This is a genomic window from Streptomyces sp. CRN 30, assembly GCF_034105845.1.
In genome coordinates this window covers 1-26452 of the sequence record NZ_JAVRHI010000107.1, presented here as the reverse complement: position 1 = coordinate 26452, position 26452 = coordinate 1, and the positions used below count along the sequence as shown (strand labels likewise).

At 74.3% G+C, this 26452-nt stretch carries 30 protein-coding genes and 1 pseudogene; 5 read left to right on the top strand and 26 right to left on the bottom strand.

Annotation, left to right across the window (positions count from 1 at the left end):
* From UW392_RS10530 to UW392_RS10435, 20 genes are all read right to left on the bottom strand, one after another.
* Positions 1-2265, bottom strand: a complete 2265-nt coding sequence (locus UW392_RS10530) for a catalase (protein ID WP_320774653.1) — start codon at positions 2263-2265, stop codon at positions 1-3.
* A gap of 169 nt (positions 2266-2434) precedes the next feature.
* The gene (locus UW392_RS10525) at positions 2435-2662 is read right to left on the bottom strand and encodes a hypothetical protein (protein WP_320774652.1); all 228 of its coding nucleotides are present in this window, start codon (positions 2660-2662) and stop codon (positions 2435-2437) included.
* A gap of 151 nt (positions 2663-2813) precedes the next feature.
* Entirely contained in the window at positions 2814-4703 is a 1890-nt protein-coding gene (locus UW392_RS10520) for a DUF2264 domain-containing protein (protein ID WP_320774651.1), read from the bottom strand.
* Positions 4700-5731 (bottom strand): hydroxyacid dehydrogenase, encoded by a 1032-nt coding sequence (locus tag UW392_RS10515; RefSeq protein WP_320774650.1) that lies wholly within the window; start codon positions 5729-5731, stop codon positions 4700-4702. Before UW392_RS10515 ends, UW392_RS10520 begins: the two co-directional genes overlap by 4 nt.
* Positions 5732-5747: 16 nt before the next feature.
* On the bottom strand, positions 5748-6611 hold the full coding sequence (locus UW392_RS10510; RefSeq protein ID WP_320774649.1) for a carbohydrate ABC transporter permease: 864 nt from the start codon (positions 6609-6611) through the stop codon (positions 5748-5750).
* Complete coding sequence (locus UW392_RS10505; RefSeq protein WP_320774648.1) at positions 6608-7594, bottom strand: sugar ABC transporter permease; 987 nt, start codon at positions 7592-7594, stop codon at positions 6608-6610. The genes UW392_RS10510 and UW392_RS10505 overlap by 4 nt, the downstream gene beginning before the upstream one ends.
* Before the next feature lie 26 nt (positions 7595-7620).
* The gene (locus tag UW392_RS10500) at positions 7621-8955 is read right to left on the bottom strand and encodes a sugar ABC transporter substrate-binding protein (protein WP_320774647.1); all 1335 of its coding nucleotides are present in this window, start codon (positions 8953-8955) and stop codon (positions 7621-7623) included.
* A gap of 157 nt (positions 8956-9112) precedes the next feature.
* On the bottom strand, positions 9113-10201 hold the full coding sequence (locus UW392_RS10495; protein ID WP_320774646.1) for a substrate-binding domain-containing protein: 1089 nt from the start codon (positions 10199-10201) through the stop codon (positions 9113-9115).
* Positions 10202-10319: 118 nt separating this feature from the next.
* On the bottom strand, positions 10320-10637 hold the full coding sequence (locus UW392_RS10490; RefSeq protein ID WP_320774645.1) for a gas vesicle protein K: 318 nt from the start codon (positions 10635-10637) through the stop codon (positions 10320-10322).
* Positions 10634-10882, bottom strand: coding sequence for a gas vesicle protein (locus UW392_RS10485; RefSeq protein ID WP_320774644.1), 249 nt, complete (start codon positions 10880-10882; stop codon positions 10634-10636). Before UW392_RS10485 ends, UW392_RS10490 begins: the two co-directional genes overlap by 4 nt.
* On the bottom strand, positions 10879-11811 hold the full coding sequence (locus UW392_RS10480) for a GvpL/GvpF family gas vesicle protein (RefSeq protein WP_320774643.1): 933 nt from the start codon (positions 11809-11811) through the stop codon (positions 10879-10881). Before UW392_RS10480 ends, UW392_RS10485 begins: the two co-directional genes overlap by 4 nt.
* Positions 11808-12176: a gas vesicle protein gene (locus UW392_RS10475; protein WP_320774642.1), complete on the bottom strand. Its 369-nt coding sequence runs from the start codon at positions 12174-12176 to the stop codon at positions 11808-11810. Before UW392_RS10475 ends, UW392_RS10480 begins: the two co-directional genes overlap by 4 nt.
* An 18-nt stretch (positions 12177-12194) precedes the next feature.
* Positions 12195-13175 carry an SRPBCC family protein gene (locus tag UW392_RS10470; protein ID WP_320774641.1) on the bottom strand — a complete coding sequence of 327 codons (981 nt, stop codon included), beginning with the start codon at positions 13173-13175 and terminating at the stop codon, positions 12195-12197.
* Positions 13172-13741 carry a hypothetical protein gene (locus UW392_RS10465; RefSeq protein ID WP_320774640.1) on the bottom strand — a complete coding sequence of 190 codons (570 nt, stop codon included), beginning with the start codon at positions 13739-13741 and terminating at the stop codon, positions 13172-13174. Before UW392_RS10465 ends, UW392_RS10470 begins: the two co-directional genes overlap by 4 nt.
* Positions 13738-14043, bottom strand: coding sequence for a gas vesicle protein GvpG (locus UW392_RS10460; protein ID WP_320774639.1), 306 nt, complete (start codon positions 14041-14043; stop codon positions 13738-13740). Before UW392_RS10460 ends, UW392_RS10465 begins: the two co-directional genes overlap by 4 nt.
* Positions 14044-14047: 4 nt before the next feature.
* Positions 14048-14812 (bottom strand): GvpL/GvpF family gas vesicle protein, encoded by a 765-nt coding sequence (locus tag UW392_RS10455; protein WP_414495894.1) that lies wholly within the window; start codon positions 14810-14812, stop codon positions 14048-14050.
* Positions 14809-15321: a gas vesicle structural protein GvpA gene (locus UW392_RS10450; RefSeq protein WP_320774637.1), complete on the bottom strand. Its 513-nt coding sequence runs from the start codon at positions 15319-15321 to the stop codon at positions 14809-14811. The genes UW392_RS10455 and UW392_RS10450 overlap by 4 nt, the downstream gene beginning before the upstream one ends.
* A gap of 42 nt (positions 15322-15363) precedes the next feature.
* Positions 15364-15681 (bottom strand): gas vesicle protein, encoded by a 318-nt coding sequence (locus tag UW392_RS10445; RefSeq protein ID WP_320774636.1) that lies wholly within the window; start codon positions 15679-15681, stop codon positions 15364-15366.
* Between the two features lie 188 nt (positions 15682-15869).
* Entirely contained in the window at positions 15870-16526 is a 657-nt protein-coding gene (locus UW392_RS10440; RefSeq protein WP_320774635.1) for a class I SAM-dependent methyltransferase, read from the bottom strand.
* A 138-nt stretch (positions 16527-16664) separates the two neighbouring features.
* A complete protein-coding gene (locus UW392_RS10435) occupies positions 16665-17261 on the bottom strand; it encodes a TetR/AcrR family transcriptional regulator (protein WP_320774634.1) in 597 nt (198 codons plus the stop codon).
* A 98-nt stretch (positions 17262-17359) separates the two neighbouring features.
* On the opposite strand from UW392_RS10435, the gene UW392_RS10430 reads away from it, so the two are divergent.
* The 5 genes from UW392_RS10430 (at position 17360) to UW392_RS10410 (ending at position 22501) form a co-directional block, all read left to right on the top strand.
* On the top strand, positions 17360-18373 hold the full coding sequence (locus UW392_RS10430; RefSeq protein WP_320774633.1) for a zinc-binding dehydrogenase: 1014 nt from the start codon (positions 17360-17362) through the stop codon (positions 18371-18373).
* A 244-nt stretch (positions 18374-18617) separates the two neighbouring features.
* On the top strand, positions 18618-19328 hold the full coding sequence (locus UW392_RS10425; protein WP_320774632.1) for a lytic polysaccharide monooxygenase: 711 nt from the start codon (positions 18618-18620) through the stop codon (positions 19326-19328).
* Between the two features lie 85 nt (positions 19329-19413).
* The gene (locus UW392_RS10420; protein ID WP_320774631.1) at positions 19414-21111 is read left to right on the top strand and encodes a hypothetical protein; all 1698 of its coding nucleotides are present in this window, start codon (positions 19414-19416) and stop codon (positions 21109-21111) included.
* 73 nt (positions 21112-21184) lie between these two features.
* Complete coding sequence (locus UW392_RS10415) at positions 21185-21568, top strand: BlaI/MecI/CopY family transcriptional regulator (protein WP_320774630.1); 384 nt, start codon at positions 21185-21187, stop codon at positions 21566-21568.
* A gap of 6 nt (positions 21569-21574) precedes the next feature.
* Positions 21575-22501, top strand: coding sequence for a M56 family metallopeptidase (locus tag UW392_RS10410; RefSeq protein ID WP_320774629.1), 927 nt, complete (start codon positions 21575-21577; stop codon positions 22499-22501).
* 23 nt (positions 22502-22524) lie between these two features.
* On the opposite strand, the pseudogene UW392_RS10405 reads toward UW392_RS10410, so the two are convergent.
* The 6 genes and pseudogenes from UW392_RS10405 to UW392_RS10380 all read right to left on the bottom strand — a co-directional run.
* Positions 22525-22863 (bottom strand): annotated as a pseudogene (locus tag UW392_RS10405) (FAD-dependent oxidoreductase); the annotation flags it as partial.
* A gap of 193 nt (positions 22864-23056) precedes the next feature.
* The gene (locus tag UW392_RS10400) at positions 23057-23968 is read right to left on the bottom strand and encodes a GvpL/GvpF family gas vesicle protein (RefSeq protein ID WP_320774628.1); all 912 of its coding nucleotides are present in this window, start codon (positions 23966-23968) and stop codon (positions 23057-23059) included.
* Positions 23965-24273 (bottom strand): gas vesicle protein K, encoded by a 309-nt coding sequence (locus tag UW392_RS10395; protein ID WP_320774627.1) that lies wholly within the window; start codon positions 24271-24273, stop codon positions 23965-23967. Before UW392_RS10395 ends, UW392_RS10400 begins: the two co-directional genes overlap by 4 nt.
* Positions 24263-25195, bottom strand: coding sequence for a gas vesicle protein (locus tag UW392_RS10390; RefSeq protein ID WP_320774626.1), 933 nt, complete (start codon positions 25193-25195; stop codon positions 24263-24265). The genes UW392_RS10395 and UW392_RS10390 overlap by 11 nt, the downstream gene beginning before the upstream one ends.
* 41 nt (positions 25196-25236) lie before the next feature.
* Entirely contained in the window at positions 25237-25734 is a 498-nt protein-coding gene (locus tag UW392_RS10385; RefSeq protein ID WP_320774625.1) for a gas vesicle protein, read from the bottom strand.
* A 220-nt stretch (positions 25735-25954) separates the two neighbouring features.
* The gene (locus UW392_RS10380; protein ID WP_320774624.1) at positions 25955-26407 is read right to left on the bottom strand and encodes a flavodoxin family protein; all 453 of its coding nucleotides are present in this window, start codon (positions 26405-26407) and stop codon (positions 25955-25957) included.
* Positions 26408-26452 lie beyond the last annotated feature (45 nt).

Sequence of the window (26452 nt, the reverse complement as noted above, 5' to 3'; positions counted from 1 at the left end):
TCAGACCTGCGTGGTGAAGCGTTCCCACACCCGGTGGCTGCCCAGCAGCCCGGTCACCTGCTCCAGCGCCGCCGTACCGGAGGTCGCGAGGACCACACCCGCGGCGTCGGTGGGCACACCGGACGCCTCAAGGGCCGCCTCGCCGCCACCCCACGCGCCGATGGCCTTGCCGTGCCGGAACGCCTCCGACAGCAGCAGCGCCACCCGCGGGTCGGTGGTCGCGGGGCCCGCCGGCGCGGGGTCGGACTTGGCGTCCCGCGCGGTGTACGCGTCACTGCCGATGCCGGGCACCCCGGCCACCAGCACGGCGTCGAACTCCACCGAGCGCGCGGTCACATAGGTGCGCTGGACGGTCAGCGCGCCGTCGCCGAGCTTGCCGCCGGTGGGCGCCACGACCAGCGGCACCATGCCGGCGGCGAGGACCGCCTCGCGCACGGCGGTGACACCCTCGATGTCGTCGCCGCCGGTCACGATGCCGATCATCCGGCCCTCGGTGGGCCAGGTACCGCCCACCTGGGACAGCGCCGGGCTCGGCCGGACGTCGGCCAGCGGCACGGTCGGCTTCGGCGCCGGCAGGCCGAGCCCCGTCGCGACCTGCTCGCACAGCTCGGGGTCGATGTTGGCCAGCACCTGGAGCGTGCGCTCGCGCACCGCCTGCTCGTAGCACTTGCCCAGCTCGAAGGTGTAGGCGCCGACGATGTGCTCCTTCTCCACCGGGCTCATGCTCAGCCAGAACCGTCGGGGCTGGCTGAAGTGGTCGGAGTACGACTCGGGCGCCTCGCGCACCTTGCGGCCCTCCGGGACCGCCGCAGGCACCTCGACGAACGCGCCGCTGTCCGCGCCGGCGAAGAACGGGCAGCCGCCGTCCAGGGAGTTCGGCTTGTAGGGGGCCACACCCCGGTGCACCGCCGTCTGGTGCATGCCGTCCCGGAGCATGTCGTTGACCGGCGCGTGCGGCCGGTTGATGGGCAGCTGCGGGAAGTTGGGCCCGCCCAGCCGCGTGATCTGGGTGTCCAGGTAGGAGAAGAGCCGGCCCGCCAGCAGTGGGTCGTCGGTGACGTCGATACCGGGGACCAGGTGGCCGACGTGGAAGGCCACCTGCTCGGTCTCGGCGAAGTAGTTCGACGGGTTGCGGTCCAGGGTGAGCAGCCCGACCGGCTGTACCGGCGCCAGCTCCTCGGGCACCAGGTTGGTCGAGTCCAGCAGGTCGATGCCCTCGAACATCTGGTCCGGGGTGTCGGGGAAGGTCTGGATGCCCAGCTCCCACTGCGGGTACGCGCCCGCCTCGATCGCGTCGGCGAGGTCCCGGCGGTGGAAGTCGGGGTCGACGCCGTTGATGAGCTGCGCCTCGTCCCAGACCAGGGAGTGCGTGCCCAGCTTCGGCTTCCAGTGGAACTTCACCAGCGTCGTCTCACCCGCGGCGTTGACCAGCCGGAAGGTGTGGACGCCGAAGCCCTCCATCATCCGGTACGAACGCGGGATGCCCCGGTCGCCCATGAAGAAGAGGGTGTGGTGGGTGGCCTCGGTGTGCAGCGACACGAAGTCCCAGAACGTGTCGTGCGCGCTCTGCGCCTGCGGGATCTCCCGGTCCGGGTGCGGCTTCGCGGCGTGCACGACGTCCGGGAACTTGATGGCGTCCTGGATGAAGAAGACCGGGATGTTGTTGCCGACCAGGTCGAAGACGCCCTCGCTGGTGTAGAACTTCGTCGCGAACCCACGGGTGTCGCGCACCGTGTCGGCGGAGCCGCGCGAGCCGACGACGGTGGAGAACCGCACGAACACCGGCGTCTCCTCGTCCGCCGTCAGGAACGCCGCCTTGGTCACGTTCGCCGCCGAGCCGTAGCTGCGGAACGTGCCGTGCGCCCCGGCGCCCCGCGCGTGCACCACGCGCTCCGGGATGCGCTCGTGGTCGAAGTGCATGATCTTCTCGCGCAGGTGGTGGTCCTGCAGCAGCACCGGCCCGCGCGGCCCGGCCTTGAGCGAGTGGTCGGTGTCGTACAGCCGCGTGCCCTGCGCGTCGGTCAGGTACGCCCCGGACTGGGCCATGCGGGCCTGGTCGGCGCCGGTGGGCTGGCCGGTGGGGGACACGGTGTCCGGGCCGCTCTGGTCCGGCTTGGGCGGCAGCGGCTCGCGGGGCTCGGTGGGTTCGGCGACCGACGGCGACTCCGGCCCCGGCTTGCCGGGGATGCCGTCCTCCGGCCCGTCGCCCCGCACGGCCTCGCTGACCTTGTGGGCTACCCGCTTGAGGGGGTTGGCCTCGCTCATACGTCCTCATTCCTCCGGTTCCGGCCGGTCGGCCGCTGTGGTGTCGGCGGAGGGCCACGGGTCCTCGGCCGCGCGCGGCGGGTACCCCGGGCCGCCTCGTTAACCGCTGTCTTCGTGGAGCCGGGCCGAGAAGGCGCGAAGCGGCCTCCGTGAGCGGACCCCGGCGGTCTCAGACCAGGTTCTCGCCGTCGTGCGTACCGCCCTGGCAGGTCTTGACGAAGCCGCCCCGGCCGTCGGCGCTGACGCGCAGAATGCCGCCGCCGGCGAGGCACTGGGCCGGGCTGACGTCCGCCGGCGCCAGGACGGTCCCCCGCTCCGGTGCGGCGCCCGCCGCCGGGGCGGAGCAGGCCACCGCGACCGCCAGGGCCGCGGCCAGCGCGTACGACGACTTCCTCATGACGGCTCCCGGCTTCCTCGTGACACGGTGCACCATCAGCGTCTCCGCCCCCGGCCCGGCCCGCGACCGGAAGGGGGCGGGCGGGGGACGCCCACCGGGCACGCGCGAGGGGCGGCCCGCACGCGGACCGCCCCTCGTCACCGTGCTGCCGCTATCCGTGCGTCACCCGGACCGGGTCGAACGACACCCGGGTGCGCGCCCCGCCGTCGGACCAGGTCACTTCGGTGCCGGTCGCGTCGGCCGCCACGGACGCGACCGCCTCCGCCGCCGGGCCCGCGGTGGTCCCGTCCGTCAGCGCCGCCAGACAGACGTGCACGCCGGTGCCGTCCGCCGGGCCGGTCAGCCGCGGCACCTCGGCCCACCTGGTGTACGCGGTGCCCTGGGGCGCCCGGACCCGCCCGGCCTCCGGGTCGAAGCCGTGCAGGGCGTGCAGTTCCGACACGAGGTCCTCGCCGGGACCGGTGGCCCACCCGGTCTGGCGGACGCGTGCCCCCGCCGGTGCCCCCACCACCCGGTGCACCCGCAGCTCGTACGCCCCGACCGCCACGGTCACGCTCTCCACCCGCAGCCCCGGCACCATGGGCGGTCCGGCGGCGAAGACGGGCCGGTGCCAGGAGGCCGCCCAGCCCCAGCCGTCGCCGTGCCCAGCACCCAGCGGGTGGACGCGGCGCCGGGTGCTCGTGCGGCCCGCCACCTCCACGGCGAGGTGGTTGTCGGCGACGTTCTCGCGGGCCGTCGGCCCGGTCCTGGTCGAGTACGCGAGGCGCCCGTAGTGCGGGTCGTCCTCGGCGGCCGACTCGCCCTCGTGCGGCCGGACGTGGTCGGTGCCGTGATTGTGCAGCCGGACGATCCCGTCGCCGCGCGTCGCCTGCACCAGCAGTCCCGGCGCGGGCAGCGCCACCACCCGGTCGGCCGCCTCCACCGGGGCCGGCTCCTCCACGTCCGTCCAGAGCGGGTGGTGAGCCGGGGCGAGCAGCGACACGAACGCCTTCGACGCCCAGTAGGGGGAGGCGGGACCGGAGTACGGCTGGAGCGTGGCGTCGTACGGGCCGTGCCAGCCGAGGCTCAGCAGGCCGTCGTCGTCGAGTGCCCCGCGGTCCAGGAAGTACCGCAGGCTGCCGCTGGCCACCCGCCGCGAGGTGCCGGGCGACAGCGGGGTGTGCCCGGTCAGCGCGCCGAGGCCGACGGCGGCGGACGCGGCGAAGCGGTACGTCAGCGACCGGCCGAAGTGCAGCGGCGCCCCGTCCGCGCCGAACAGCAGCCCGAAGCCGTCGAGATGGGCGCGGAGCCGCTCGCCGTACCGCCCGGCGGCCTCCCTGTCGCCGCCGAGGTGGGCGTCGAGCACCGGATACAGGTGCAGGGCCCAGCCGTTGTAGTGGTCGAAGGCGCGGCCGTCGCCGTCGGCGTACCAGCCCTCGCCCCGGTACCACCCCTCCAGCAGCTCCAGGGCGCGCTGCCGCACGCGGGCCGTCTCGGCGTCGCCGCGCCCCACCGACTCCAGGAACCCGGCGACCGTGTACGGGAACAGATACCAGTTGTTCGGCGCGGGGGTGTGCCGCAGCGCCCCGCGCAGCCATTCCTCCGCGCGGTCCCGCACCCCCTCGTCGAGGTGTTTCCACAGCCAGGGCGCGGTCAGCCTGAGGCCCAGCGCCACCGACGCCGACTCGACCATCGGCTGGCCCTGCACGTCGTGGTCGAGGATCAGCGGCCAGGACTCGGTGTCGTCGCGGCCGGGGGAGCGGGTGCCGGCCGCAAGACCGCCGGCGTACCGCTCCAGCCAGCCGTGCGGGTCGTCGCCGTCCGCGCCCGCGACCCGGAACGCGGCGGCGAGGAACGTACGGGCGTACCCCTCAAGACCGTCCGAGCGGACCCCGGAGCGGGAGGGCCGGCCGGGCAGGTCGAGCAGGGCACCGCCCGGTGTGCCCCAGCGCCACGCGGCGGCCAGCAGCCCGTCGGCCACCGCCTCCCAGTGGGCGCGGGTGTACCCGGTGTACGGGCTGACCGTACGGTCTTCGGCGGGCAGTTCGAACGGGATGCTCATGCCAGGAAGGCCAGCCTTTCGCGTCGTACGGGATGGGCGAAACCGGAGCCGGCGGCCCAGCGGGCGATCTCGCCGACGGCCAGGTCGGCGAGTCTGCGCCACTCGTTGCCGAGGGAACCGGCGAGGTGCGGGGTGATCAGCGCGTTCTCGCACTCCCACAGCGGGTGGTCCCCGGGCAGCGGTTCGGGGTCGGTGACGTCCAGGACGGCCCGGACCCGGCCCGTGAGGACCGCGTCGGTCAGCGCGTCCTGGTCGACGACCGGACCGCGCGAGGTGTTGATCAGCACGGCGTCGGCGGGCATCGCGCCGATCAGCTCCCGGCTCACCAGGCCCCGGGTGGTCGGCAGCAGCGGGGTGTGCACGCTGACGGTGTCGCAGCGCGCGAACATCTCCGGCAGCTCCACCCGCGTGGCGCCCAGCGCGGCGGCGTCGGCGTCCGAGACGAACGGGTCGTGCAGCAGCACCTCGACGTCGTGCGGGCGGAGCAGCTCGATGACCCGGCGGCCGATCAGCGACGCCGACAGGACACCCACCGTACGGCGGTGGTTGCCGACCCCGCGCGGGGTGCGCAGCCAGGGGCCGCGCCGCCGCGACTCCCGGTAGTCACGGGCCTGTTCGAAGACCCGCTTGCCGGTGAGCAGGATCATCCCCAGGGTGTACTCGGCCACCGGGACGGCGTTGGCCGCGGCGGCCGACGACACCTCGACGCCGCGCTCCCAGCACGCGTCCGTGATCATGCCGCGGACGCTGCCCGCGGTGTGCGCGACCGCCCGCAGCCGGGGCGCCGACCGGAGCGCCTCCGCGTCCAGCGGCGGGCAGCCCCAGCCGGTGACCAGCAGCTCGACGTCGGCCAGTACGGCCTTCGCCCGCGGGGTGGTCAGGTCGTCGAGGACGGGGAGCGGGGCGAGGTCGCACAGGTCGCGCAGGGCGGCGAGCGACTCCGGGTCGAGGACGGCCGCGGCCGCGTCAGGGGACATGGCCACGGCCGCGCGCGGCCGGTGGCCGGGACCGGGGGCGTGCAGGGTCACAGAGCGGCTCCCAGGGTCACTTGACGGCTCCGGCCGTCAGTCCGCTGCGCCAGAAACGCTGGAGCAGCACGAAGGCGAGGATGAGCGGGGCGATGGCGAGCAACGACCCCATGATGACCACGGGGTAGTACTCCGGCGAGACCGAGGCGGAGCTGTTCCACTGGTACAGGCCGAGGCTGACGGGATACAGGTCCTGGTCCGACAGCATCACCATCGGCAGGAAGAAGTTGTTCCAGATCGCGGTGAGCTGGAACAGGAAGACGGTGATCAGACCGGGGCCGAGCATCCTCAGCGCCACGCGCGCGTACGCCATCAGCTCGCCGGCCCCGTCCACCCGGGCGGCCTCCAGCACCTCGTCGGGCACGTACCCCCGGCTGAAGATCCGGCCTAGGTAGACCCCGAAGGGGTTGAACAGCACCGGCACGAACACCGCCCAGAAGGTGTTGACCACGCCGGTCTCGGAGGCCATCAGGTACAGCGGCAGCGCCAGCACCGTCTGCGGCACCATGACCGCCGCCAGCACCAGCCCGAACAGCTTCTCCTTGTGCCGGAAGCGGTACTTGTCGAAGGCGTAGCCGCAGGCCACGCTGATCAGCGCGCCGAGCGCCGCGCCCAGCACGGCGTAGAGCAGGCTGTTGACGTACCAGCGGCCGTACAGCCCGCCGTCCATGGCGAACAGGTCCTTCAGGTTCCGCACGAAGGAGAAGTCGCTCAGCGACAGCAGGTCGCTGCCGAACAGCGCGTCCCGGTCCTTGGTCGCGGCCAGCACCAGCCACACCACCGGCAGCAGCGTGTACAGGACGGAGACCGCCACCACCACGTTGACCGTGGCACGGCCCAGCAGCCGGGGGCGGAGCAGGGTGGAGTCGGCGGCGCTCATCGGGTCTCCTCGGCGTCGGCGCGGCCGGTGAAGCGGGTGACGCCGTAGGACAGGGCGATGGTGCACACCAGCAGCACCACGGAGGCGGCCGCCGCCAGGCTGTAGTTGTTGCGGTTGAACGCCGCGTCGTAGATGTACATGCTCGGCGAGAACCGGGAGTTGATCATCGGGGAGGACTGGCTGAGCAGCATCGGCTCGGTGAAGAGCTGGAGTGCCCAGATCAGGGTGAAGATGGCGACCATCACGATCGAGGCGCGCACGAGGGGGGTCTTCACCTGGAGCGCGGTGCGCACGGGACCGGCGCCGTCCACGACGGACGCCTCGATCACCTCGCGCGGCACGGCCTGGAGGGCGGCGTAGAAGACCACCATGTTGTAGCCGAGGTTGCTCCACAGGGCGATGTTGACGATGGACGGGACCACCGTGTGCACGCCGAGGAAGTCGATCGTGATGTCGGCGCGGGCGAACAGGTCGATGACCGGGCTGATGCCGGGGGTGTACAGGTACAGCCAGATCAGCGCCGCGATGATGCCGGGCACGGCGTGCGGCAGGAAGAGGCCGAGCTGGGCGAAGGCACGGAACTTCGCCACCCCGGAGTCCAGCAGCAGGGCGAGGGCGAGCGCGCCGACGACCATCAGCGGGATGTAGATCAGGCAGTACAGGGCGACGGTGCCGAGCCCGCCGAGGAAGGTCGGGTCGGTCAGCACGGCGGCGTAGGAGCGCAGCCCGACGAAGACGGTGCGCTCGGGGCCGAAGCCGAGGCCGGGCTGGTCGTCGCTGTAGAAGCTCAGGTAGACGGCCGTGCCGACGGGGATCAGGAAGACGGTGATCAGCAGGGCGAAGAACGGCGTCATGAGCACGCCGCAGGCGGTCAGCCGACGGCGCTCGGCGGCTCTGCGGGCGCGGATGCCGGACGCGGACGGCGCGGGGGCCGCGGCGCCCGGGGCGCCGGCCGGCACCCGGGAGTGGGTGGTCGCGGTCATGGGGGTGTCACCTGCCTTTCGACGGCTCAGGTGGAGTGCTGGGTGGTGGCGAGGCCGAGCGCTTTCAGGTCGGGCATGGTGCCCTCCTGCGCGGTGCGCAGCGAGTCGACGAGGCTGCCCTGTCCGCCGCCGACCCGGGCGAAGGAGTCCTGCATGACCTTCTGGGTGGCGGTCATCCGCGGCCCCCAGGTCCACCCCTCGCCGATCTTCTCGGCCTCCTCATCGAACAGGGAGTAGATGTCCTGCCCGCCGTAGTACGACCGGTCGAACGCCTCGCGCCCCACGGAGACCAGGCCGGGCGCGGCCGGGTACTGGCTGCTGGTGCCGCTGGAGAGCCGGGCGCGCAGCGCGTCGGGGTGGGAGACCTGCCAGGCGATGAACTCCATGGCCGCCTCGGGGTGCCGGCTGTCCTTGGTGACGGCGAAGGTGGAGCCGCCGTGGGTGCCGACGGCGGGCCGGGCGGTGTCCCACTGGGGGAGCGGGGCGATCCGCCACTGCCCCTTCTGGCCGGGCCGGGCGTTCATCTGCGCGCCGGCGTCCCAGGCGCCGCTGAGCCGGGTGAGGACCAGGCCGTTGCCGATCTGGGCGTCCGACTGGCGGCTCTCGACGGCGTTCATGAACACGTCGTCGGCGTCGATGAGCCGCTGCCAGTAGCCGCCGACCCGCCGGGAGGGCCCGTCGGCGAGGGAGACGTTCCAGGCGCCCTTCGAGGTGTCGAACCAGCGGGCACCGGCCTGCCAGGCGTACGCCGCGAACTGGGTCATCCCGTCGGTGGGGAAGAGCACCAGCCGCCGGTCGGACGCCTTGCGCCGCACGGTGGCGGCCTGCTCGGCGAACTCGTCCCAGGTACGGGCGGGTTCCAGCCCGTACCGGTCGAACAGATCGGCGCGGTAGTGCATCACCATCGGCTCTATGTCCAGCGGGATGCTGAACACCCGGTTCTCGAACGTGGTCAGCCCGAGCGCCTGCGGGAGCAGCTTGCGCCGCAGCGAGTCGTCGACCAGGTCGGTGATGTCACGGGCGACACCGTCGATGGCGTACCCCGGGACCTGCGGATACTCGATGGTGGCGACATCGGGGGCGTTGCCGGCCCGCGCGGCGTTGCTGAGCTTGGCGTAACCGCCCTGCCCGCCGGAGGGGATCTGCTGGAAGTCGACCTGGACGCGGTCGTGGGTGCGGTTGAAAGCGTCGACCACCTCCTGGCTGCCGCGCAGGGCGGACCAGAAGGTGATGCGCGTGGTTCTGCTCGTGCCGTCCGACCGACCGCCGCCGTCTCCTGGGCTGCAGGCGCCGAGGGCTCCTGACAGCGGTACGGCGGTCATCGCGGCGAGCACGGTTCGACGACGGTGTCGACCGGGCATGGCGCCTCCCGCGGCTCCTGCGTGCCTCACGGGCACGGCTGTTCGGGACACGGGAATCCTGAACGGCCCGACGCAAACGGTCAATAGATCGATCAGAAGTAAATCAAACGATCAAACGATCGAGTGGGTGTGTGAGGGCCGGTGGGCGGAGCGGCCGTCACGGCAGCCGCCGGGTGGAACCGCGCACCGTCAGGTGCGGGAGCACCTCCACCCGCCGCGCGCCGCGCCCCGTGCCGGACGGCTCCGCCAGCCGGTGCAGCAGCAGTTCCGCCGCCACCCGGCCGACCTCCGCGCGCGGCGGCGACACCGCCGTCAGCGGCAGCGAACCCAGCGCCGCCACCACGTCGTCGTAGGCCACCACCGAGCAGTCCTCCGGCACCCGCACCCCCGTCTCGGCCAGCCGCTGCACGGCCATCAGGGCGTCCTCGTCACCGTGCAGCACGGCCGCCGTCGCCTCCGTCCGGCGCAGCAGCGCCGGCACGTCGGCCGTCTCCGCCGCCGTGTACGGCCCCTCGTTCCCGGCCGACGGCGCGCTCAGTGCCCACGCCCACGCCTCCACCAGCGGGTGCGCCTCGGCGATGCGCGTGAACGCCTCCCGCAGTGTGCGGGCGGTCGGGCTGTCCTCCCGCGTCGCGAAGACGATCCTCCGGTGCCCCAGCCCGACCAGGTGATCCACGGCGAGATGCGCGCCGTACCAGTGGTCCGAGCAGACCGTGTCCAGCGCGTGCGCCGCGCCGCCCGGCCGGGGCCGCCGCTCCATCAGCACCGTCGGCACCTCCAGCGCCGCGAGCCAGCCGTAGTCGGCCTCCTCGTCCGCGCGGCTCAGCCAGCGCGGCGCGAACAGCAGGCCCCGGGCGCCGTCCGTCAACGCCCGCTCCACCAAGGCGCGTTCGGCGCCGGCGGCGCGGGGCGCGATGTGCAGGGCGAACCGCAGCCCCGCCTCCTCCAGCACCGTGCGGGCGCCGTGCAGGATCTCCGTCAGGTACGAGTGCCGCTCCGGAACCACCACCGCCACCCGGTCCCCGTCCGCGAGATCCCGTACGGGCGTCTCCTCGGCCGGCAGCGTCGAGCGCACCACCCCGTGGCCGCGCCGCAGCCGGCCCTCCCGGGTCAGCTCCTCCACGTCCCGGCGCACCGTCACCACCGAGACCTGCAACTCCTCGGCGAGGTCGCGCACCCGCGCGGTGCCCCGCGCCCGGACCGCCGCCAGGATCCGCTTGCGCCTGAGATCGACCGGCTCCCGCACCAGGGCCTCCCCACCCGAGTTCCCGGATCCCGCCCGGGAGGAATGTTCGTTTGAGCGTTTCTGGTCATCATAGCGATCGCCGGATCGGCGGCGGGAGCCGGGCGGGGCGGGAACGGGCTCAGGGTTCGGGGTCGGCGAGCAGCGGGCCCAGCGGGCCGAGGTCGAGGTTGAGGTCGGCGCGGGTCAGCCCGTGCTGCTCGCACAGCTCGTCCATGCGCCGGTCGAGCAGCATCAGCGCGGTACCGAGCCGGTCCTCCTGCTCCTCGCTCAGCGTCCCCGCCTCGAACCGGCGCACGGCCTGCCGCTCCATCAGCTGCCGCAGCAGTTCCACGACGGTGAGCACGAGGGCGGCCAGGTCGTTGCCGACCCGGTCCGGGTCCAGGTCGAGCGTGCGGTCGCGGGTGCGGTCGTGGGTGCTGTCGTGGGGCGCCGTCACAGCGGCCCGCTGTCCGGCCAGGGCGAGGGGACCCGCTCGTTCACCGACGACAGCAGGGCGTGCAGCGACACCCGCACCAGCGGTACGTCGGCGATGGCCAGCACCAGGTCGCCGCTGACCACGACACCGGTGGCGAGGACCCGGTCGAGCAGGTCGACGAGGGGGACCCCGAGCGGCGCGTACTGCTCGGGGCCGTTCCACGGTACGTGGGTGAGCCCGGGGGCGCGTACGTCCGGGACGGTCACGACCGCACCACCTCCGGTTCCTCCTCGCTCCGTGCGAAGGAGTACGGGATCCAGGGCCCCGAGGCGCTGACGTCGACGTCCGTGGCGCCGTCGGCGCCGAGCCGGGACAGCGCCGCGGTGAAGTCGGCGCGGCGGGCGTCGTCCACCAGGTAGGCGGCGTTGAGCAGTTGCGCCGTACGACGGCCGGTCAGCCGCTCGCTCTGCGGGCGGTGCCGGGTCACCGCGACGGCGTACCGCCGCAGCTCCGCGTCGACCGCCTCCGCTGCGGCCGCGGCCCGGTCCCGGCCGTCCTGCCGGACCCGCCGCCGCGCGCTGGCCCGGCTCAGGTAGGCCCGCCCGCCGGCCCCAGGGGAGGGGGAGGGGGAGAGGGCCTCGGGTTCTCCGGGGCCTACGGGGCATTCGTGGGCCTCTGCGGCCTCGGATGCCTGGGCGGCCTCGGATGCCTGGGCGGGCCCGGATGCCCGAGTGGGCCCGGATGCCCGAGTGGGCTCGGTGGCCTCGCCGCCCGGCGCCGCGGCGTGCACCTTGACCGCCCACTCGGTACGCCCCCGCAGCCGGTCGAGGAGCGTGGCGAACACCGCCGCGCGGGCGGTGACGGCCTCGACGGCGCCGCGGTCGCTGCGGTAGAGCGTGGCCAGGGGCAGCGGTACCACGGGTCCCGGGCGGGCCGCCGCCTCGACGCCCCGGTGGTGGGCACGGGCGCACCGTTCGAGATCGGCGGGCCGGTTGAGGCGTTCCGTGAGGGCGGCCTCGTCGAACGACGCGGCGGGCACGTCCTGCACGACCAGGTACAGCTCCCCGGCGGGCAGGACGCGCAGGAGCCCGCCCTCCTCGTGGCCGGCGGCCGCCGCCAGATCCTCGGCCCGCGGGGGCGCGGGACTGACGGCGAACACGCACACGACGGTGCCGGACGCGGGCGGCTGGCTCAACGGGTCTCCTCATCGGTGTCGTCGGCGGGCCCTTCCTCCCGGGCGCCGTCCGGTTCCTCCAGGGCGTCGAGCCGCTTCCGCAGCCAGGCGTTCTCCTCGGCGAGCGCGTCCCGCGCGGCCCGGGAGGACAGCGCCGGGTCCGTCTCCCACCAGTCGATCCCGGCCTTCTTCGCCGTGTCCACCGAGGCGATGAAGAGCCGCAGGCGGATGGTGAGCAGCTCGATGTCGAGCAGGTCGATCTTGATGTCGCCGGCGATGACGATGCCCTTGTCCAGGACGCGTTCCAGCAGGTCGGCGAGGTTGCCGGTGACGGGCGCGTACGGCTGGGTCTCCGGGCCCACGTACCGGCGGTCGAGATCGGTCACGGTGTGCTCCCCGGGAGGTCAGCGCCGGCGGCGGGCGGGCGGGGCGGCACGGTCGTCGTCCGCGTCCGGTCCGCGGCCCTCGTCGTCGTAGGCGTCGTCCTCGTCCCCGTCCTCGTCCGGGTCGTACGCCTCGTCGTCCTCGTCCTCGTCGTCGTAGTCCTCGTCGCCGTACTCGCCTCCTCGGCCGTCCCCGTCGCCGTACTCGTCGTAGTCCTCGTCGCCATACTCGTCCGCGTCGGCGTTCTCCTCGTCCTCCAGCGCCTCCTCGTGGGAGCGGACGACCTCGCCCTCGCGGATCTCGCCGCGCCAGCCCTCCACCTCCTCGTCGCCCCGGAGCGTGACGTGGCGTGCGAAGTGCTTCAGGTCGAGCCGCAGCCGGCGCCCCTGCGCGCGCCACAGGTTGCCGGTCTTCTCGAAGAAGCCCGCCGGGTAGTACTCGACGACCACGACGATCCGGGTCAGGGACGGGGCGAGGGCGTGGAAGGTGACGACGCCGGTGGTGCTGCCCTTGGCGCCCTCGGAGGTCCACACGATCCGCTCGTCGGGGACCTGCTCCTGGACGGTCGCCTTCCAGCCGCGGGCGGACGGGCCGACCTTGACGTTCCAGTCGGAGGTCGTCTCGTCGTTCTTGCTGACGCTGCGCACGCCCTTGGTGAAGTCGCTGAACTCCTCGAAGCGTGTCCAGTGGTCGTAGACGGTACGCAAGGGCACACCGACGTCGACCGTCTCCATGATGTGCGTGGCCTTGACACTGCCGCGCGGACGGCCGCCACCCCCGCCGCCACCGTCCCGGCCGTTCCCGCCGCTGTCCCGGCCGCCGCCGTCGTCGCCTTCGCCGCCGCCCGTTCCGCCGCCCTTGCCGTCGGCGAGGTCGGTGAGCCGGCCGGTGAGTCCTTTGACCTGGTCGCCGGCCCGCTCGGCCAGAGCGGAGCCCTTGGCCGAGAGGTAGCCGCCGAGGGCCTCCTTGAGGCCGTCCAGCGGGGAGCCGCCGGCGCTCATCCGCGCCCACCTCCCCGGCCCGCCCTCTTCACCGGGCCGGGAGCCTTCTTCGCCGCCTTCTTCGCGGCTTTCTTCGCCGTCTTCTTCGCCGCCTTCCGGGGTGGCGGTGGCGGTGCCTCGTCCGCCGGCTCGTCCTCGTCGTAGGCGTCGTCCGCGTACTCGTCGTCCTCGTACGGGTCGTCCGGCCCGTACGCTTCGTCGTCGCCGGCGTCCCGGTCGTCGTCCCCGTCGTCCCCGTCGTCGCCCCGGCGACCCGCGTCGGCGAGCGCGTCGGTGCGGTCGCGGAGCGCGTCGGCGAGGCGGTCCATGCGGCGGCCCGCGGCGGCGGAGACGGCCGTGCGCCCGGCGGCCAGCAGCTCGCCGCGGACCTGGTCCGACAACTCCTGGAACTGCGGGACCTGCTGGAGCCGCCCCAGCCCCTGGGACAGCAACTGGCCCGGCGTCGTACCGAGCCGCCGCCCCGCGAGGTAGGTGCCGACGACGAGCGCCAGCTTCGCCTTCTTCGTACGGCCGAGCAGATAGCCGCCGGCCACGGCCGCCGCAAGCGCCGCCCTGTTGTCGCTCATAGGTGCCTTCCCTGCGATCCCTGCGAGCCCTGCGATCTCCGCGAGCCCTGCGATCGGTCTGTGGTCCCGCGCGGTGCCGTCCGGCGTTCGAGGAGGGTGAGCAGACGGTCCTCCTCGCGCTCGAAGGCCGCCTCGTCGATCTCTCCGGCCTCCAGCGCGCGGTGGAGCGCGGCCAGCCGCGCGTGCACGACCCGCGGGTCGTCCGTCTGCCGCCGGGCCTCGCGCGCGACGTGGTCGGCGACCCAGACCGTGCCGCGCACCGGGGCCAGCGGCAGCAGCAACAGGCCGCTCACGAGTCCCACGGGGTCACCGCCCGGCCGGCGCGGGGCGCGCGTCGACGAAGCTGTAGCAGGGCAGTGGCCCGGTCACGCCGAGTGCCAGCCGGTCCCCGTGCGCACGGGCCCGCGCCTCGACCTCACGCCGGAAGCGCGGCTCGTCGCCGGCCCGCACCAGGAAGGACGTGCTGAGCACCCGTTCGTCGTCCAGCGGGCCCTCGGCCGTCCGGACGGCGAGCGGTGCCAGCCGGGCGAGCACCTCCCGCGCCGCGCGCCGCGCCTCCTGCCGGACACCCCGGGCGAGGGCCTCGCCGAGCCGCACGTTCGCCTCGTAACCCGGACGGCGCCGGGTGCGCAGGGCCAGGGCGCGCAGCCCCTCGTCCCGGCGCAGCAGCTCCTCGACGCAGCCCGGTACGACGGTCCCCTTGACGTTCATCTCCACACAGCCCGCGATCCCGTCGAGCTGTCGCAGCAACTCCGCCCGGTCGGAGCGGAGCTGGGCGCGCAGCGTGTCGGGTTCGGGGGTCAGGACCGCGAACCGCATGGGCAGTACGGGGCCCTGCGCGGCCAGTTCGTCCAGAACCGCCTGATGGGCCAGGAGGTCGCGCCGCCGCGGGCGGGGCCGTTCCGGGGCCGCCGAGACGGCCGCGCAGAGCCCATCCTCGGTGAGCAGCCCGACCGGGGCGCCGTTCACGCCCGGTACGCGCGGGGTGCGCAGGCCGGCGGGGGCGATGCCGTAGACGTACAGGGTGCCGAGGCCGCCGGCGGTGGCGGGTACGGTCGCCGTCACGGTCACTCCTCCTCCGCCGGGCGCCGCCGGGCACGCGGGCGCGGACGGTCGTCGTCACCGTGGCGGGACGCGGGGGAGCGGCCGGTGCGGCCGGGGGCCCGTGCCGCGGAGCGCTCCCGTGTACGGCCGGAGCCGCGGCGCTCGTCGTGGCCGTCGTCGTCCTCCGTCTCGTCGGGGGAGAGGACGTCGCGGACCTTGTCGGTGAGCGAGCGGGCCGTCCGCTTGGCGCCGGACTTGCCGACGGCCTTGGCGACCGGGCCGCCGAACAGCTCCGGCACGGTCTTGGAGCGCACGTCGTGCTCCAGGTCGAGACGGTTGCACGCCTCGGCGAAGCGCAGGTACGTGTCGACGCTCGCGACCACGATCCGCGCGTCCACCTTGAGGATCTCGATGCCGACGAGCGAGACGCGCACGAAGACGTCGATCACCATGCCGCGGTCGAGGATGAGTTCGAGTACGTCGTAGAGGGTGCCGGCGCGGGGCGCGCAGACGATCTCGTCGTCGTAGGTCAGCATGTGACGGTCCTTCCGGGAGCGGGCCTGGGTGGGGGCGGCCCGTCACTGGTCCTGGGCGCCACGCCGGTAGCGCGCGATCCGGCGGTACTGGAGCAGTTCGCCCGCCGGGTCGAGGCCGACCTCGTAGGTGGCGAGCAGACTGGTGGTGTCGGGGATGCGCGCCAGTTCGAGGACGTCCACGTGGACGACCCAGCCGTCGTCCTCGCCGCGGCGGACCGCGGAGACGCCCTCCAGGCGGTGGTGGACGAGCGCGGCCAGGCCGTCCGCCGCGCGCCGGGCGGCGTCCGCGGCCCCGCGCACGGCCGGCGGCCGCTCGGTGGTGGTCGTCGTGGAACGCCTGCGCGCGCCGGGTTCTGTCATGCCAACCACTCTGGCCGCGCGGACCGACACGCGCGTGCGCTGTTCCCCCATACGGCTGGCGGGGCCCCGTGCTCAACGGCCGCCAGGGCTCCCGCCCGACAGACGCCACCGGTCGCCCTGCCGGCCCTGCCTGCCCTGCCTGCCCCGCCGGGGGCACGCGGTGCGGGCCGCCTCCCCGTTGCCGCGGGTCAGGCCGCGGGTGGCGTGGCCCGCAGCCGGCAGTGCAGGAACAGGTGCGGCTCCGATACCGCGTCCGGGCGGGCCGGCGTGAACAGCGTCTCCTCGTGGGCGAGGACGTCCAGTCCGGCCCCCTCGACCATCGCCGTGAGGTCCCGCGCGGCGAAACTCGTCACCCGGACCGGCTGCCCCAGGAAGACCCCCTCGACGTCCTCCACGTCCAGGGGCACGGTGGCCAGCGCCAGGAGACCCGTCGGCCGCAGGGCGCGGGCCAGCCGCCGCACCACCTCGCTCTGCTCCCCGCGGGCCAGCTGGAGCAGCGCGAAGTACACGCACACGGCGTCGTACGAGCCGTCCGCCAGGGGGACGTCGCGGATGTCCGCGCACCGGAACGACGCGGCCGGCACCTGCCGGGCCGCCAGCGCGGTCATCACCGGCGAGACGTCGACGCCGAGGACGTCGTGCCCGGCGTCCGCCAGCGTCTCGGCGGTGGGCCGGCCGGTCCCGCTGCCCGCGTCCAGCACCCGGCTGCCCGGCGCCAGCCGGGCCAGCAGCCACTCCAGGGAGCGCCGGTGCGCCTCGGAGGCCGCGAACGCCTGCTCGTAGGAGGCGCCCAGCGCGTCGAAGACGACCGCGGCCGGTGCCCGTGTCGGCTGCTCGTCGGTCACGGTCGGTGTGCCTCCCGCGTCGTCGGCGATGGGTGCCGGGCATCGTCGCACCAGGAGACGGCCACCGACAAGAACGCCGCCGCGGCGCCCTTCGCGCGCGCCGTGACCCCGGCCCGCGCGCCGTGGCCCCGGCCCCGGTCAGCCGTGTGCCCGCGCCCCGTCCAGCGCCAGGTCCACAAGGCCCGTCACCAGTTCCTCGTCCAGCGGCGCGGCGCTCAGCAGGACGCGGACGAAGAGCGGGCCGCTCACCGCCTCCACCAGCAGCCCGGGATCGGCTCCGGCGGCCAGCTCGCCGCGCTCGACACCGCGCCGGACCATCACGCCGGCCCGTTCGAGACGGTCGCTCCAGTACGGCAGGCGCCGGTCCTCAAGGGTGTCGTCCCGTTCGACGCCGAGCCGCAGCAGCGCCTGGCCCTGGGGGGTGGCGAGGAGCCGGGCCAGCGTCGAGAAGAAGGAGAGCAGGTCGTCCCGTATCCGCCCGGTGTCCGGGACGGCCAGCGCGGAGTCCAGCTCGGTGGTGAGCGCGTCCAGGATGAGGTTCTCGCGGGTCCGCCAACGGCGGTAGACGGACGTCTCGTGCACGCCCGCTGCGCGTGCGACCGCGCCGACGGTCGTACCCGCCAGTCCCTGGGCCGACAGCAGTTCCACCGCGGCCGACAGCACGGCCCGCCGCATCGGCTCCCCGCGGCGGCGGAGCGGCGCGGCGGGCGGTTCGGGCGCGTGTGACGAGACCATCGCTCCAGCCTAAAGCAAGGCAACCTGCGTTGGGTGTACGGTTAACGCAAGTCGACCTGCGATATGGGCGCGGGCCGGCGCCACCGAGGAGGTTGGTCATGGCGCGGATGCTCGCCGCCCGTCTGCACGTCCCGAGCCGCACGCTGCGGGTGGAGGAGGTGCCCCGCCCGACGCCCGGCCCGGGAGAGGTGCTGGTCAAGGTCGAGGCGGCCGGTGTCTGCCTCTCCGACGTCCACCTGATCGACGGCACGCTCACCCCGCTGTTCCTCCAGGGCGACACCGTCACCCTCGGCCACGAGGTCTCCGGCACGGTCGCCGAGGTCGGCACCGGTGTCACGGCCTGGACGCCCGGACAGCGGGTCGTCCTCTACGCCGGTGAGGTGCGCGACGGCGTCACCTACACCCGGGGTGTCGACTACGACGGCGGCTGGGCGGAGTACGCGCTGTCCGCCGCCGACGCGCTGACCCCGCTGCCCGACGCCATCCCCTTCGAGCAGGGCGCGATCATCCCCGACGCCGTGTCGACACCGTGGGGCGCGATCACCGAGACCGGCGCCGTGCGGCCCGCCGAGGCGGTCGGCGTGTGGGGTGCCGGCGGACTCGGCGTGCACGCCGTCCAGTTGCTGCGGGCCGTCGGCGCCTGCCCGGTCGTGGCCGTGGACCCGAGCCCCGTCGCGCGGGAGCGGGCCCTGGCCGCCGGGGCCGACCTCGCGCTGGACTCCGCCGATCCCGGGCTGCGCGAGGCGATCGGCGCGGTGACCGGCGGCGCCGGACTGGCCGCCGCCTTCGACTTCGCGGGCGTGCCCGCCGTGCGCGAACAGGCGCTCACCGTCCTCGCCCCCAAGGGCCGGCTGGTGCTGGTGGGCCTGACGGACAAGCCGCTCAGCGTCACCGACGGCACCCGCTTCAGCTACCTCCAGCAGCGCATCCTCGGCCACTACGGCTCCGACATGCCGGTGGCCCTGCCGCAGCTCCTCCGGCTGATCCAGGGCGGCCGGCTGGACTTCTCCGGCTCCATCAGCGGCGTACTGCCCTTGGCGGACGCGGCGGAGGCGGTCGCCCGCCTGGAGAAGAAGGAGGGCGACCCGATCCGCCTGATCCTGCGCCCGTAGCGCCCCGAGGGGCACGGGTGCGGGGCCAGGGCCCGCGCCCGTGCCGATCCCCGTGTCGATCTCTGTGTCGACCCCGTGTCGAATTCCCGTGTCGAATCCCCGTGTCGAACACGCCATTCCGGTCCGGACGTGACGCAATCGAATGTTGCCCCCGTGTTTCACGGGGAGCAGCCTGGAAGCTGGGAGCGCTCCCACACGCAGTACCGCTCCCTTCCCGTCGCCCCCCACCCGGAAGAAGGAGATCATGCATTGTCATGCACCTGACATCAACACCAGGTCCGGTTCCGCCAGGACCGGCGTCCGCGCGCCCCGCCGCCTCCTGACCGTCCTCCTCGGCGCCCTCACCGCCGCGATCCTCGCGCTCGTCCCGTGGAGCGGCACCGCCGTCGCGCACGGGTCCGTGATCGACCCCGCCTCCCGCAACTACGGCTGCTGGCTGCGCTGGGGCAGCGACTTCCAGAACCCGGCCATGGCCACCCAGGACCCCATGTGCTGGCAGGCCTGGCAGGCCGACCCCAACGCCATGTGGAACTGGAACGGCCTGTACCGCAACGGCTCCGCCGGCAACTTCCAGGCGGTCGTCCCCGACGGACAGCTGTGCAGCGGCGGCCGCACCGAGGGCGGCCGGTACAACGCCCTGGACACCGTGGGCGCCTGGAAGACCACGGACATCGCGACCGACGACTTCACCGTCCACCTGTACGACCAGGCGAGCCACGGCGCGGACTACTTCAAGGTGTACGTCACCAAGCAGGGCTTCGACCCCGCCACCCAGCCCCTGACCTGGTCGAGCCTCCAACTGCTCACCCAGACCGGCACGTACGCGCCCGCCAACAACTACGACATCCCGGTCAGCACCTCGGGGCTGAGCGGCCGGCACGTCGTGTACACGATCTGGCAGGCGTCCCACATGGACCAGACGTACTTCATCTGCAGTGACGTGAACTTCACCTGACACCGACGGGCGGGGCCGTACACGATCCGGCGCAGTTGTGCCGAAAGCCCGCGGCCCCGCCCGCGCGGTGCGCTATACGTCCAGCATGGACGACTACTACGACCTGGGTGCGCACGGCCGCCCCGTGACCACCGCGTCACGCGAGGCCCAGACCTGGTTCGACCGCGGACTGGTGTGGACGTACGCCTTCCACCACGAGGAAGCCGTCTCCTGCTTCGAGGCCGCCGCGGCGGCGGACCCGGAGTGTGCCATGGCGTACTGGGGCATCGCCTACGCGCTCGGCCCCAACTACAACAAGCCCTGGGAGGCGTTCGACGCCCGGGAGCTGGCCGAGACCGTCGACCGCACCCACGCGGCCGTCGAACGCGCCCACGAGAAGGCGAAGGCCGCGGCGACACCCGTCGAGCGGGCCCTGATCGGCGCCCTGCGGGCCCGCTACCCGCGGGCCCGTGCCGTCGAGGACTGCTCGGTGTGGAACGAGCCGTACGCCGACGCCATGCGCGCCGTCCACGGACTCGCCCCCGACGACCTCGACGTCGCCGCCCTCACCGCCGACGCGCTGATGAACCTGACGCCGTGGGAACTGTGGGACCCGCGCACCGGCCGGCCCGCCGAGGGCGCCCGCACCCTGGAGGCGAAGGCCGTCCTCGACCGCGCGCTCACCACCGGGGCCGGGCGCGACCACCCGGGCGTCGTGCACCTCTACGTCCACCTGATGGAGATGTCCGCCACCCCGGAGGCGGCCCTCACCGTCGCCGACCGGCTGCGCGGCCTCGTCCCCGACGCGGGCCACCTGCTGCACATGCCCTCGCACCTGGAGGTCCTCTGCGGCGACTACCGGCGCGTGGTCTCGGACAACACCGCGGCGATCGCCGCCGACGAGAAGTACCGCGCCCGGTCCGGCGCGATGAACTTCTACACCCTCTACCGGTCGCACGACTACCACTTCAAGATCTACGGCGCGATGCTCCTCGGCCGCTACGGGGACGCCGTCGAGACGGCCGCCGCGCTGGAGGAGTCCATCCCCGAGGAGCTGCTGCGGGTGGAGAGCCCGCCGATGGCCGACTGGCTGGAGGGCTTCCTCGCCATGCGGGTGCACGTGCTGATCCGCTTCGGCCGCTGGGCGGACATCCTCGCCACGCCGTTCCCCGCCGACCCCGACCTGTACTGCGTGACGAGTGCGATGCTCCGCTACGCCCGCGGCGTCGCCCTCTCCGCGACCGGCCGCGTCACCGAGGCCGAGAGCGAACGCAAACTCTTCCAGGAGGCGGTCGCCCGGGTTCCCGCCTCCCGCACCCTGTTCAACAACACCTGCGTCGACATCCTCGCCGTGGCCGCCGCCATGCTCGACGGGGAGCTGGAGTACAGGAAGGGCGACCACGGTGCCGCCTTCGCCGCGCTGGAGCGGTCGATCGCACTGGACGACGGCCTCCCCTACGACGAGCCCTGGGGCTGGATGCAGCCCACCCGGCACGCCTACGGCGCGCTCCTCCTGGAACAGGGCCGGATCACCCGCGCCGAGGCGGTCTACCGGGCCGACCTCGGCCTCGACGACACCCTGCCCCGGGCCAGGCAGCATCCCGGCAACGTCTGGTCCCTGCACGGCCTGCACGAGTGCCTGGTGCGGCTCGGCAAGGAGGGGGAGGCGCGGATCGTGGCCCAGCAGCTGCGGACGGCGGCCGCGCTGGCGGACGTACCGATCGAGGCGTCCTGCTTCTGCCGGGTCGACCGCCACACCGCGCGCCCCGAGCCGTCGGCGGAGTGCTGCGGGCCCGACCACTAGGCGCACGTCCAGCGGCGGACGTCTATACGATGGCGCCTCGGGAAACGGAAAAGCGCTGGAAGGGAGACGGACCGTGGTGGATCACCCGCGCCCCCGTCGGGGGCAGGGCGAGCTGGAGGCACTGGTGCTGTCGGCGCTGGGCGAGGCGGACGGCCCGGCGACGGCCGGCTGGGTGCAGGAGCGCCTGGGCGGCGGACTCGCCTACACGACGGTGATCACCATCCTGACCAGGCTGCTGGACAAGGGCGTGGTCACCAGGGAGCGGGCCGGCCGGTCCTTCGCCTGGACGCCCGCCGCCGACCAGGCGGGGCTGGCCGCCCGCAAGATGCGCAAGGTCCTGGACGGCGAGAGCGACCGCGAGGCCGTCCTGGCCAGCTTCGTCACCGGCCTCGACCCGCACGACGAACGTCTCCTGCGCGACCTGCTGGGGCACTCCGGCGGCGAAGGGGAAGACTGACGCCTCATGGGGCTCTTCGTCTTTCTGCCACTGGTCCTGCCGCTGACGGCCTGGCCGATCGCGCGCCTGGCCGAGCAGCACCTGCACCCCCGCACCGCGACGTGGCTGCTCACGGGCGTGGCCGCGGTGATGGCCCTGTGCAGCACCGTGTGCCTGGCGCTGGTGATGGTGGTCGGCACCGCCCAGCTCCCGGGCAACCCGCTGCCCGACGGCTGGTCCGACCCCGAGGTGCGGGCCGCCGTCCCCTACGACGAGGTGGCCGGAAAGGCCGCGATCCCCGCCCTGTGCGTGGTCCTCGTGGCCTGCGGGCGGGCCCTGTGGCGGCACGGCCGGGTACGCCGCCGCGCCCACGCCGCGCTGGCCGGGCTCCCCGGCACGTCCGTGGCCGTCCTGCCGGACGACGTGCCCTACGCGTACGCCCTGCCCGGCGGCCGGCGGGACCGCGTGGTGGTGACCACCGCCCTGCTGGACTGCCTCGACCCGGCCGAACGCCGGGCGCTCTTCGCCCACGAGCGCGCCCACCTCGCCGGACGCCACCACCGCTTCCTGCTCACCGTGCGGCTCGCCGCGCTGGCCAACCCGTTCCTGCGGCCGCTGCGGACGGCGGTGGCGTACACCGCCGAACGCTGGGCCGACGAGGAGGCGGCCGGCGTCGTCGGCAGCCGCCGCGCGGTGGCCACGGCCATCGGCAAGGCGGCCCTCGTCTCCCGCGGCACCCCCGTCGCCACCCTGGCCGGCCTCGCCGCCCCGGGCCCCGTCCCACGGCGCGTGGCGGCCCTCCTCGGCCCCGCCCCGGCGTCCCGCCGCCGCCCGCCGGTCTTCACGTCGGTGGGCCTGGCGGCCTGGGGAGCGGCGGCGGGCACGGCGATGTCGGTGATGTCGTCGGCGAACTCGGCCGTCACGATGTTCGTCATCTTCCGGGCCGCCTTCTGACCGCGGCCGCCGTCCCCGCCGGGCTCCGGCGCGGTGAGCACCGCGAGCATGCCCCGCGGCGCGTCCGGGCCGTACATCAGCTCGTGCACGCGCCACGCCTCGGCGGCCTCCGCCGCGCCGCGCGGGAACAGGTCCCGCTCGTACGCGCTCGGCGCGGCCTCGACGTCGCCGGTGCGGGCGGCGAGGGCCTTGCCGAGCTCGGCGCCGTCGTGCGTGGCCAGGTCGGCGCCCTCGCCGGACGGGATCATCAGGTGCGCCGCGTCGCCCGGCAGGGTCACCCCCGGGGTCCGCTCCCGGCGGTGCTCCACCGGCAGGGAGTACAGCGGGCGCGGGACCGGCGGGGTCTCGCCGTCCGTGAGCAGTTCCTCGCCGGGATCGACCTCGTCCTCGCCGCGCTGCCGGCGGCGGACGCGGCCGGCTGACACCGGCCGGCTCCACCGCTCCCGCGCCGGGGCGACCGGCGGGGGAGCCGTACGGGCGAGGGAGCCGTACGGGCGGGGGCTGCTCGGCGGGGGGCGTTCGGCGGGGGTCGTACGGCCCCCGCGTCGCCTCGCCTCAGGCGGACGGCCGCGCCCCGCCCTCGTCGTCGGCCGCGCCCACGGTCTCGCCTGCGCCCTCGCCCTCGCCGTACGCGCTGAACCGGTCGTCGGTGAACGAGTACGGCGGCCACGGACCCAGGAAGCGGATGCGAGTGGCGGGTTCGCGCTCCCGCAGTGCGCTCAGCACGCTCCCCACCGCGTCGATGTCCTCGTTCCGCACGAGCAGCGCGGCCGAGAGCACCCCGGTCTCGTCCGGGCCGGTGCGGCCGAGGCCGCGGTCCCGGAAGTCCTCGGCGACGGACAGCAGCGCGCGCCGCGCCTCGGCGTGCAGGACGTCGGCGAGCTGCCCGGCCGCGTTCCTGGCCTGCTGCTCGCGCCGCTTGGCCAGCAGTCGGCGCATCCCGGCCGACCGGCCCTCGAACCGGGCGTCCGCCTCGCCGGTGTCCGGCTCCCGCCCCACGACGGCCGTGCGGTCCACGGTGATCTCCACCCGGAGTTCGCACCGTCCGGACAGCGCGTCCAGGTGCTCGCCGATCTCCGCCGCCCGCTCGCCGACCCAGCGGGTCAGGCGCTCCTCGGCGCTCTGCCCGGTGCCGCCGTCCGCGGCGCCCACCGGGGTGCCGTCCGTGTGGCTTTCCGTCTCGGGGGACTCGTCCGCGACCAGCACGTTGAAGGTCATCGGCAGGAGGCTGCCGGTGCGCTCCCACACCGTGGTCACCGCCTCGTTCTGCTCGCCCACCCAGCGGCGCACCCGGTCGTCGTCGCCCTGGAACGGGGTGGGGGACCCCTCGTGCACCAGGGCGGCGACCTCGGTGCCGGGCACGCGCAGCAGCCGCAGCGGACGGCCGTCGAGACCGGTCGTGCCGTCGGCGGCGCCCTCCTCATACCGGACGAGCGCGTAGACGTACAGCGCCGTACGGTCGGTCATCGTTCCGTCTCCTCCGCCCAGCGCCGCGGGTTGATCAGCTTGTCGACCACGTCGTCGACGACCTCGTCCAGGCCCCGGTGCAGATCGGCGACGGACGACGTGATGCCGTGGTCGTCCTTGATCTGCTCCATCGCCTCGTCCAGCTCCAGCAGGGCGTCCGCGAGGCGCTCCATCTCCTCCACGGTGAGGTCGCTGCCGTTCATGCGGCGCATCGCCTGGCGTTCCAGGGCCTCCTGGATGACCTCCACCAGCGTCACCACGAGGGACAGCACCCCGTGTTTCAGGCTCTTCTCGTCAACGGTCAACGGCAATGTGCTCACCCCTCGGGTCGGTGTGCCGGGCGGGTTCGGCGGGGCGTCCGGCCGCCGCCGCGGTCAGTGCCCGCGCCCAGGGCACGGGGTCGTCGGCGGCCAGCCGCACCTCGTCGCCCGCCGCCGTCTCAAGGACCAGGAGGCGGTGGCCGGCCGGACCCCGTTCGGCCGGTGTCCGCACCCGGGTGATGCCGTCCGCCGGCAGGGCGAGGGCGGGCCGCGAGTCCAGCGGCGACTTCCACGTCAGCCGGCCGGCGGTGAGCCGTCCCTGGCCGCCGCGCCACAGCGACTCGCCTCGCCTGACCTCCTCGAACCACAGATGCCCCTCGGCCAGCGGCTCCTCCTCGGCGTCGGCGGACCCGAACGGGAAGGCCCGTACGATGCGTCCGCCGCACGCGTCGGCGAGCAGGTCCCGCAGCTTGCCCGGCTCCCGGGCGGACAGGCGCACCTCCTGGCCGTCGGCCAGGGCGACCCGCAGCCGCAGCCGTTCCTCGCCGCCGACCGTGCGCTCGGGTTCCAGTGTCACGGCGGCCACGGAGTCGAGTCCGGTCTGCCAGAGGATCTCCCGGGGCTCCTCGCGCAGGACGACCAGACGCCGGTCGGTCAGGCAGACGGTGCCGGGCCGCCACGCGTGGTAGATGCCCTCCGTCAACTGGTGGCCGCCGCTCGTGCGGGAGATGACGGTCTCGTCCTCGCGCAGTTCGAGGGCACGGCGGACGGCGGACCGGTCGGCCCAGGCGCGGGTCGCCTCGTCCCAGTCGCGCATCATGCCGTACTCCAGCATCGTCTCCATCCCGGCGATGGCGGCGCGGATGCTGACGCCGATCAGCGGGATGTCGGCCACCGCGACGATGAGGTCGAGGTGCAGGACCGCTCCCTTGTTGAGCAGGACCTCGACCAGGTCGTCCAGGGTCACGCGGGGGTCTCTGGTGGGCCGCATCGGCGGCTGCCGGTCCGTCACGCCCCGCCGCTCCGTCCGCGCCGGGGGCGGTCCGCGGCGGCGCGCTCGGGCTCGGCGTCGCCCGCGTGTCCGGACCCGGACTCCGCGTCGTCCCCGCCCTCGACCTCGATCCGGCCATGGCCGTCCCGGCCGCCGACGGCGCGCGGGCCGTCGTCCGACTCCCGCAGCCGGGCCTGCGCGCTGCGCCACCCGCACCACGGGCACCACTGGTTCAGCAACTGCTCGACGGGCGCGCGTTTGCCGCACTCCGGGCAGGTCTCCTTCTCCTCACGTGCCTGCCGCCACGCGGCGGTCTCCGTGTCCGTGCCCGAGGGGAACTCCAGCCCGTAGCGCGCGGCCGTCTCGAAGGAGGCCAGCGCCGCCCGCAGCCGGATGCCCAGCAGCTCGACCCCGGCCACGGAGACCATGATGTCGGCGTTGAGGACGAGACCCTTGTCGAGGAGGGTCTCCACCACGTGCGCCAGACTGCCCTCGCCGTCGCGACTGGGCCGCATGGGCGACGCCGCGGTGGCCGACAGGGCGGGCGTCGCCGGCCCGCGACGCGTCGCCGCAGGCGGGGCCGGGCTCCCGCCTGACGTGCTCCTTTCCGGAAAGCTGCTCATGCGGTTGCGTCTGTCCGCTCTCCCGGCTCTCACACACCGCCGGCCCGCTCGATGATCGCGGGGCCGTCCGCGCCGGCCCCGGGTGCGGGGGAGCGGGCGCGACCGGGCGGGTTCACGCCGTCAGACCGGCGGCGAGCGTCGCGCCCAGCTCCCAGCACGTCTCCAGGTCCGCCCGGCCGGCCTCGCCCGTCACGGACACCGGCGAGGCGGCACGGCGCCAGCCGAGCCCCGTCGTCACCGTGTCGACGGCGCGCAGCGCGCCCGTGGTGTCACTGCCGCCGTGCACGTAGACGCCGAACGGCCGGCCGCGCGTCTCGTCCAGGCACGGATAGTAGATCTGGTCGAAGAAGTGCTTGAGGGCGCCGGACATGTACCCGAGGTTGGCCGGGGTGCCCAGTACGTAGGCGTCCGCGGCCAGGACGTCGGAGGCGGTGGCCGCGAGGGCCGCCCGCCGCACCACGTCGACGCCCTCGATCCCGGGCGCGGTCGCCCCGGCCACGACGGCCTCCAACAGGGCCTGGCAGGTGGGCGAGGGGGTGTGGTGCACGATCAGCAGGGTGGCCATGCCCGCAGCGTCCCCCGCCGGGCCGCGCGGCGGCAAGCGACGCCG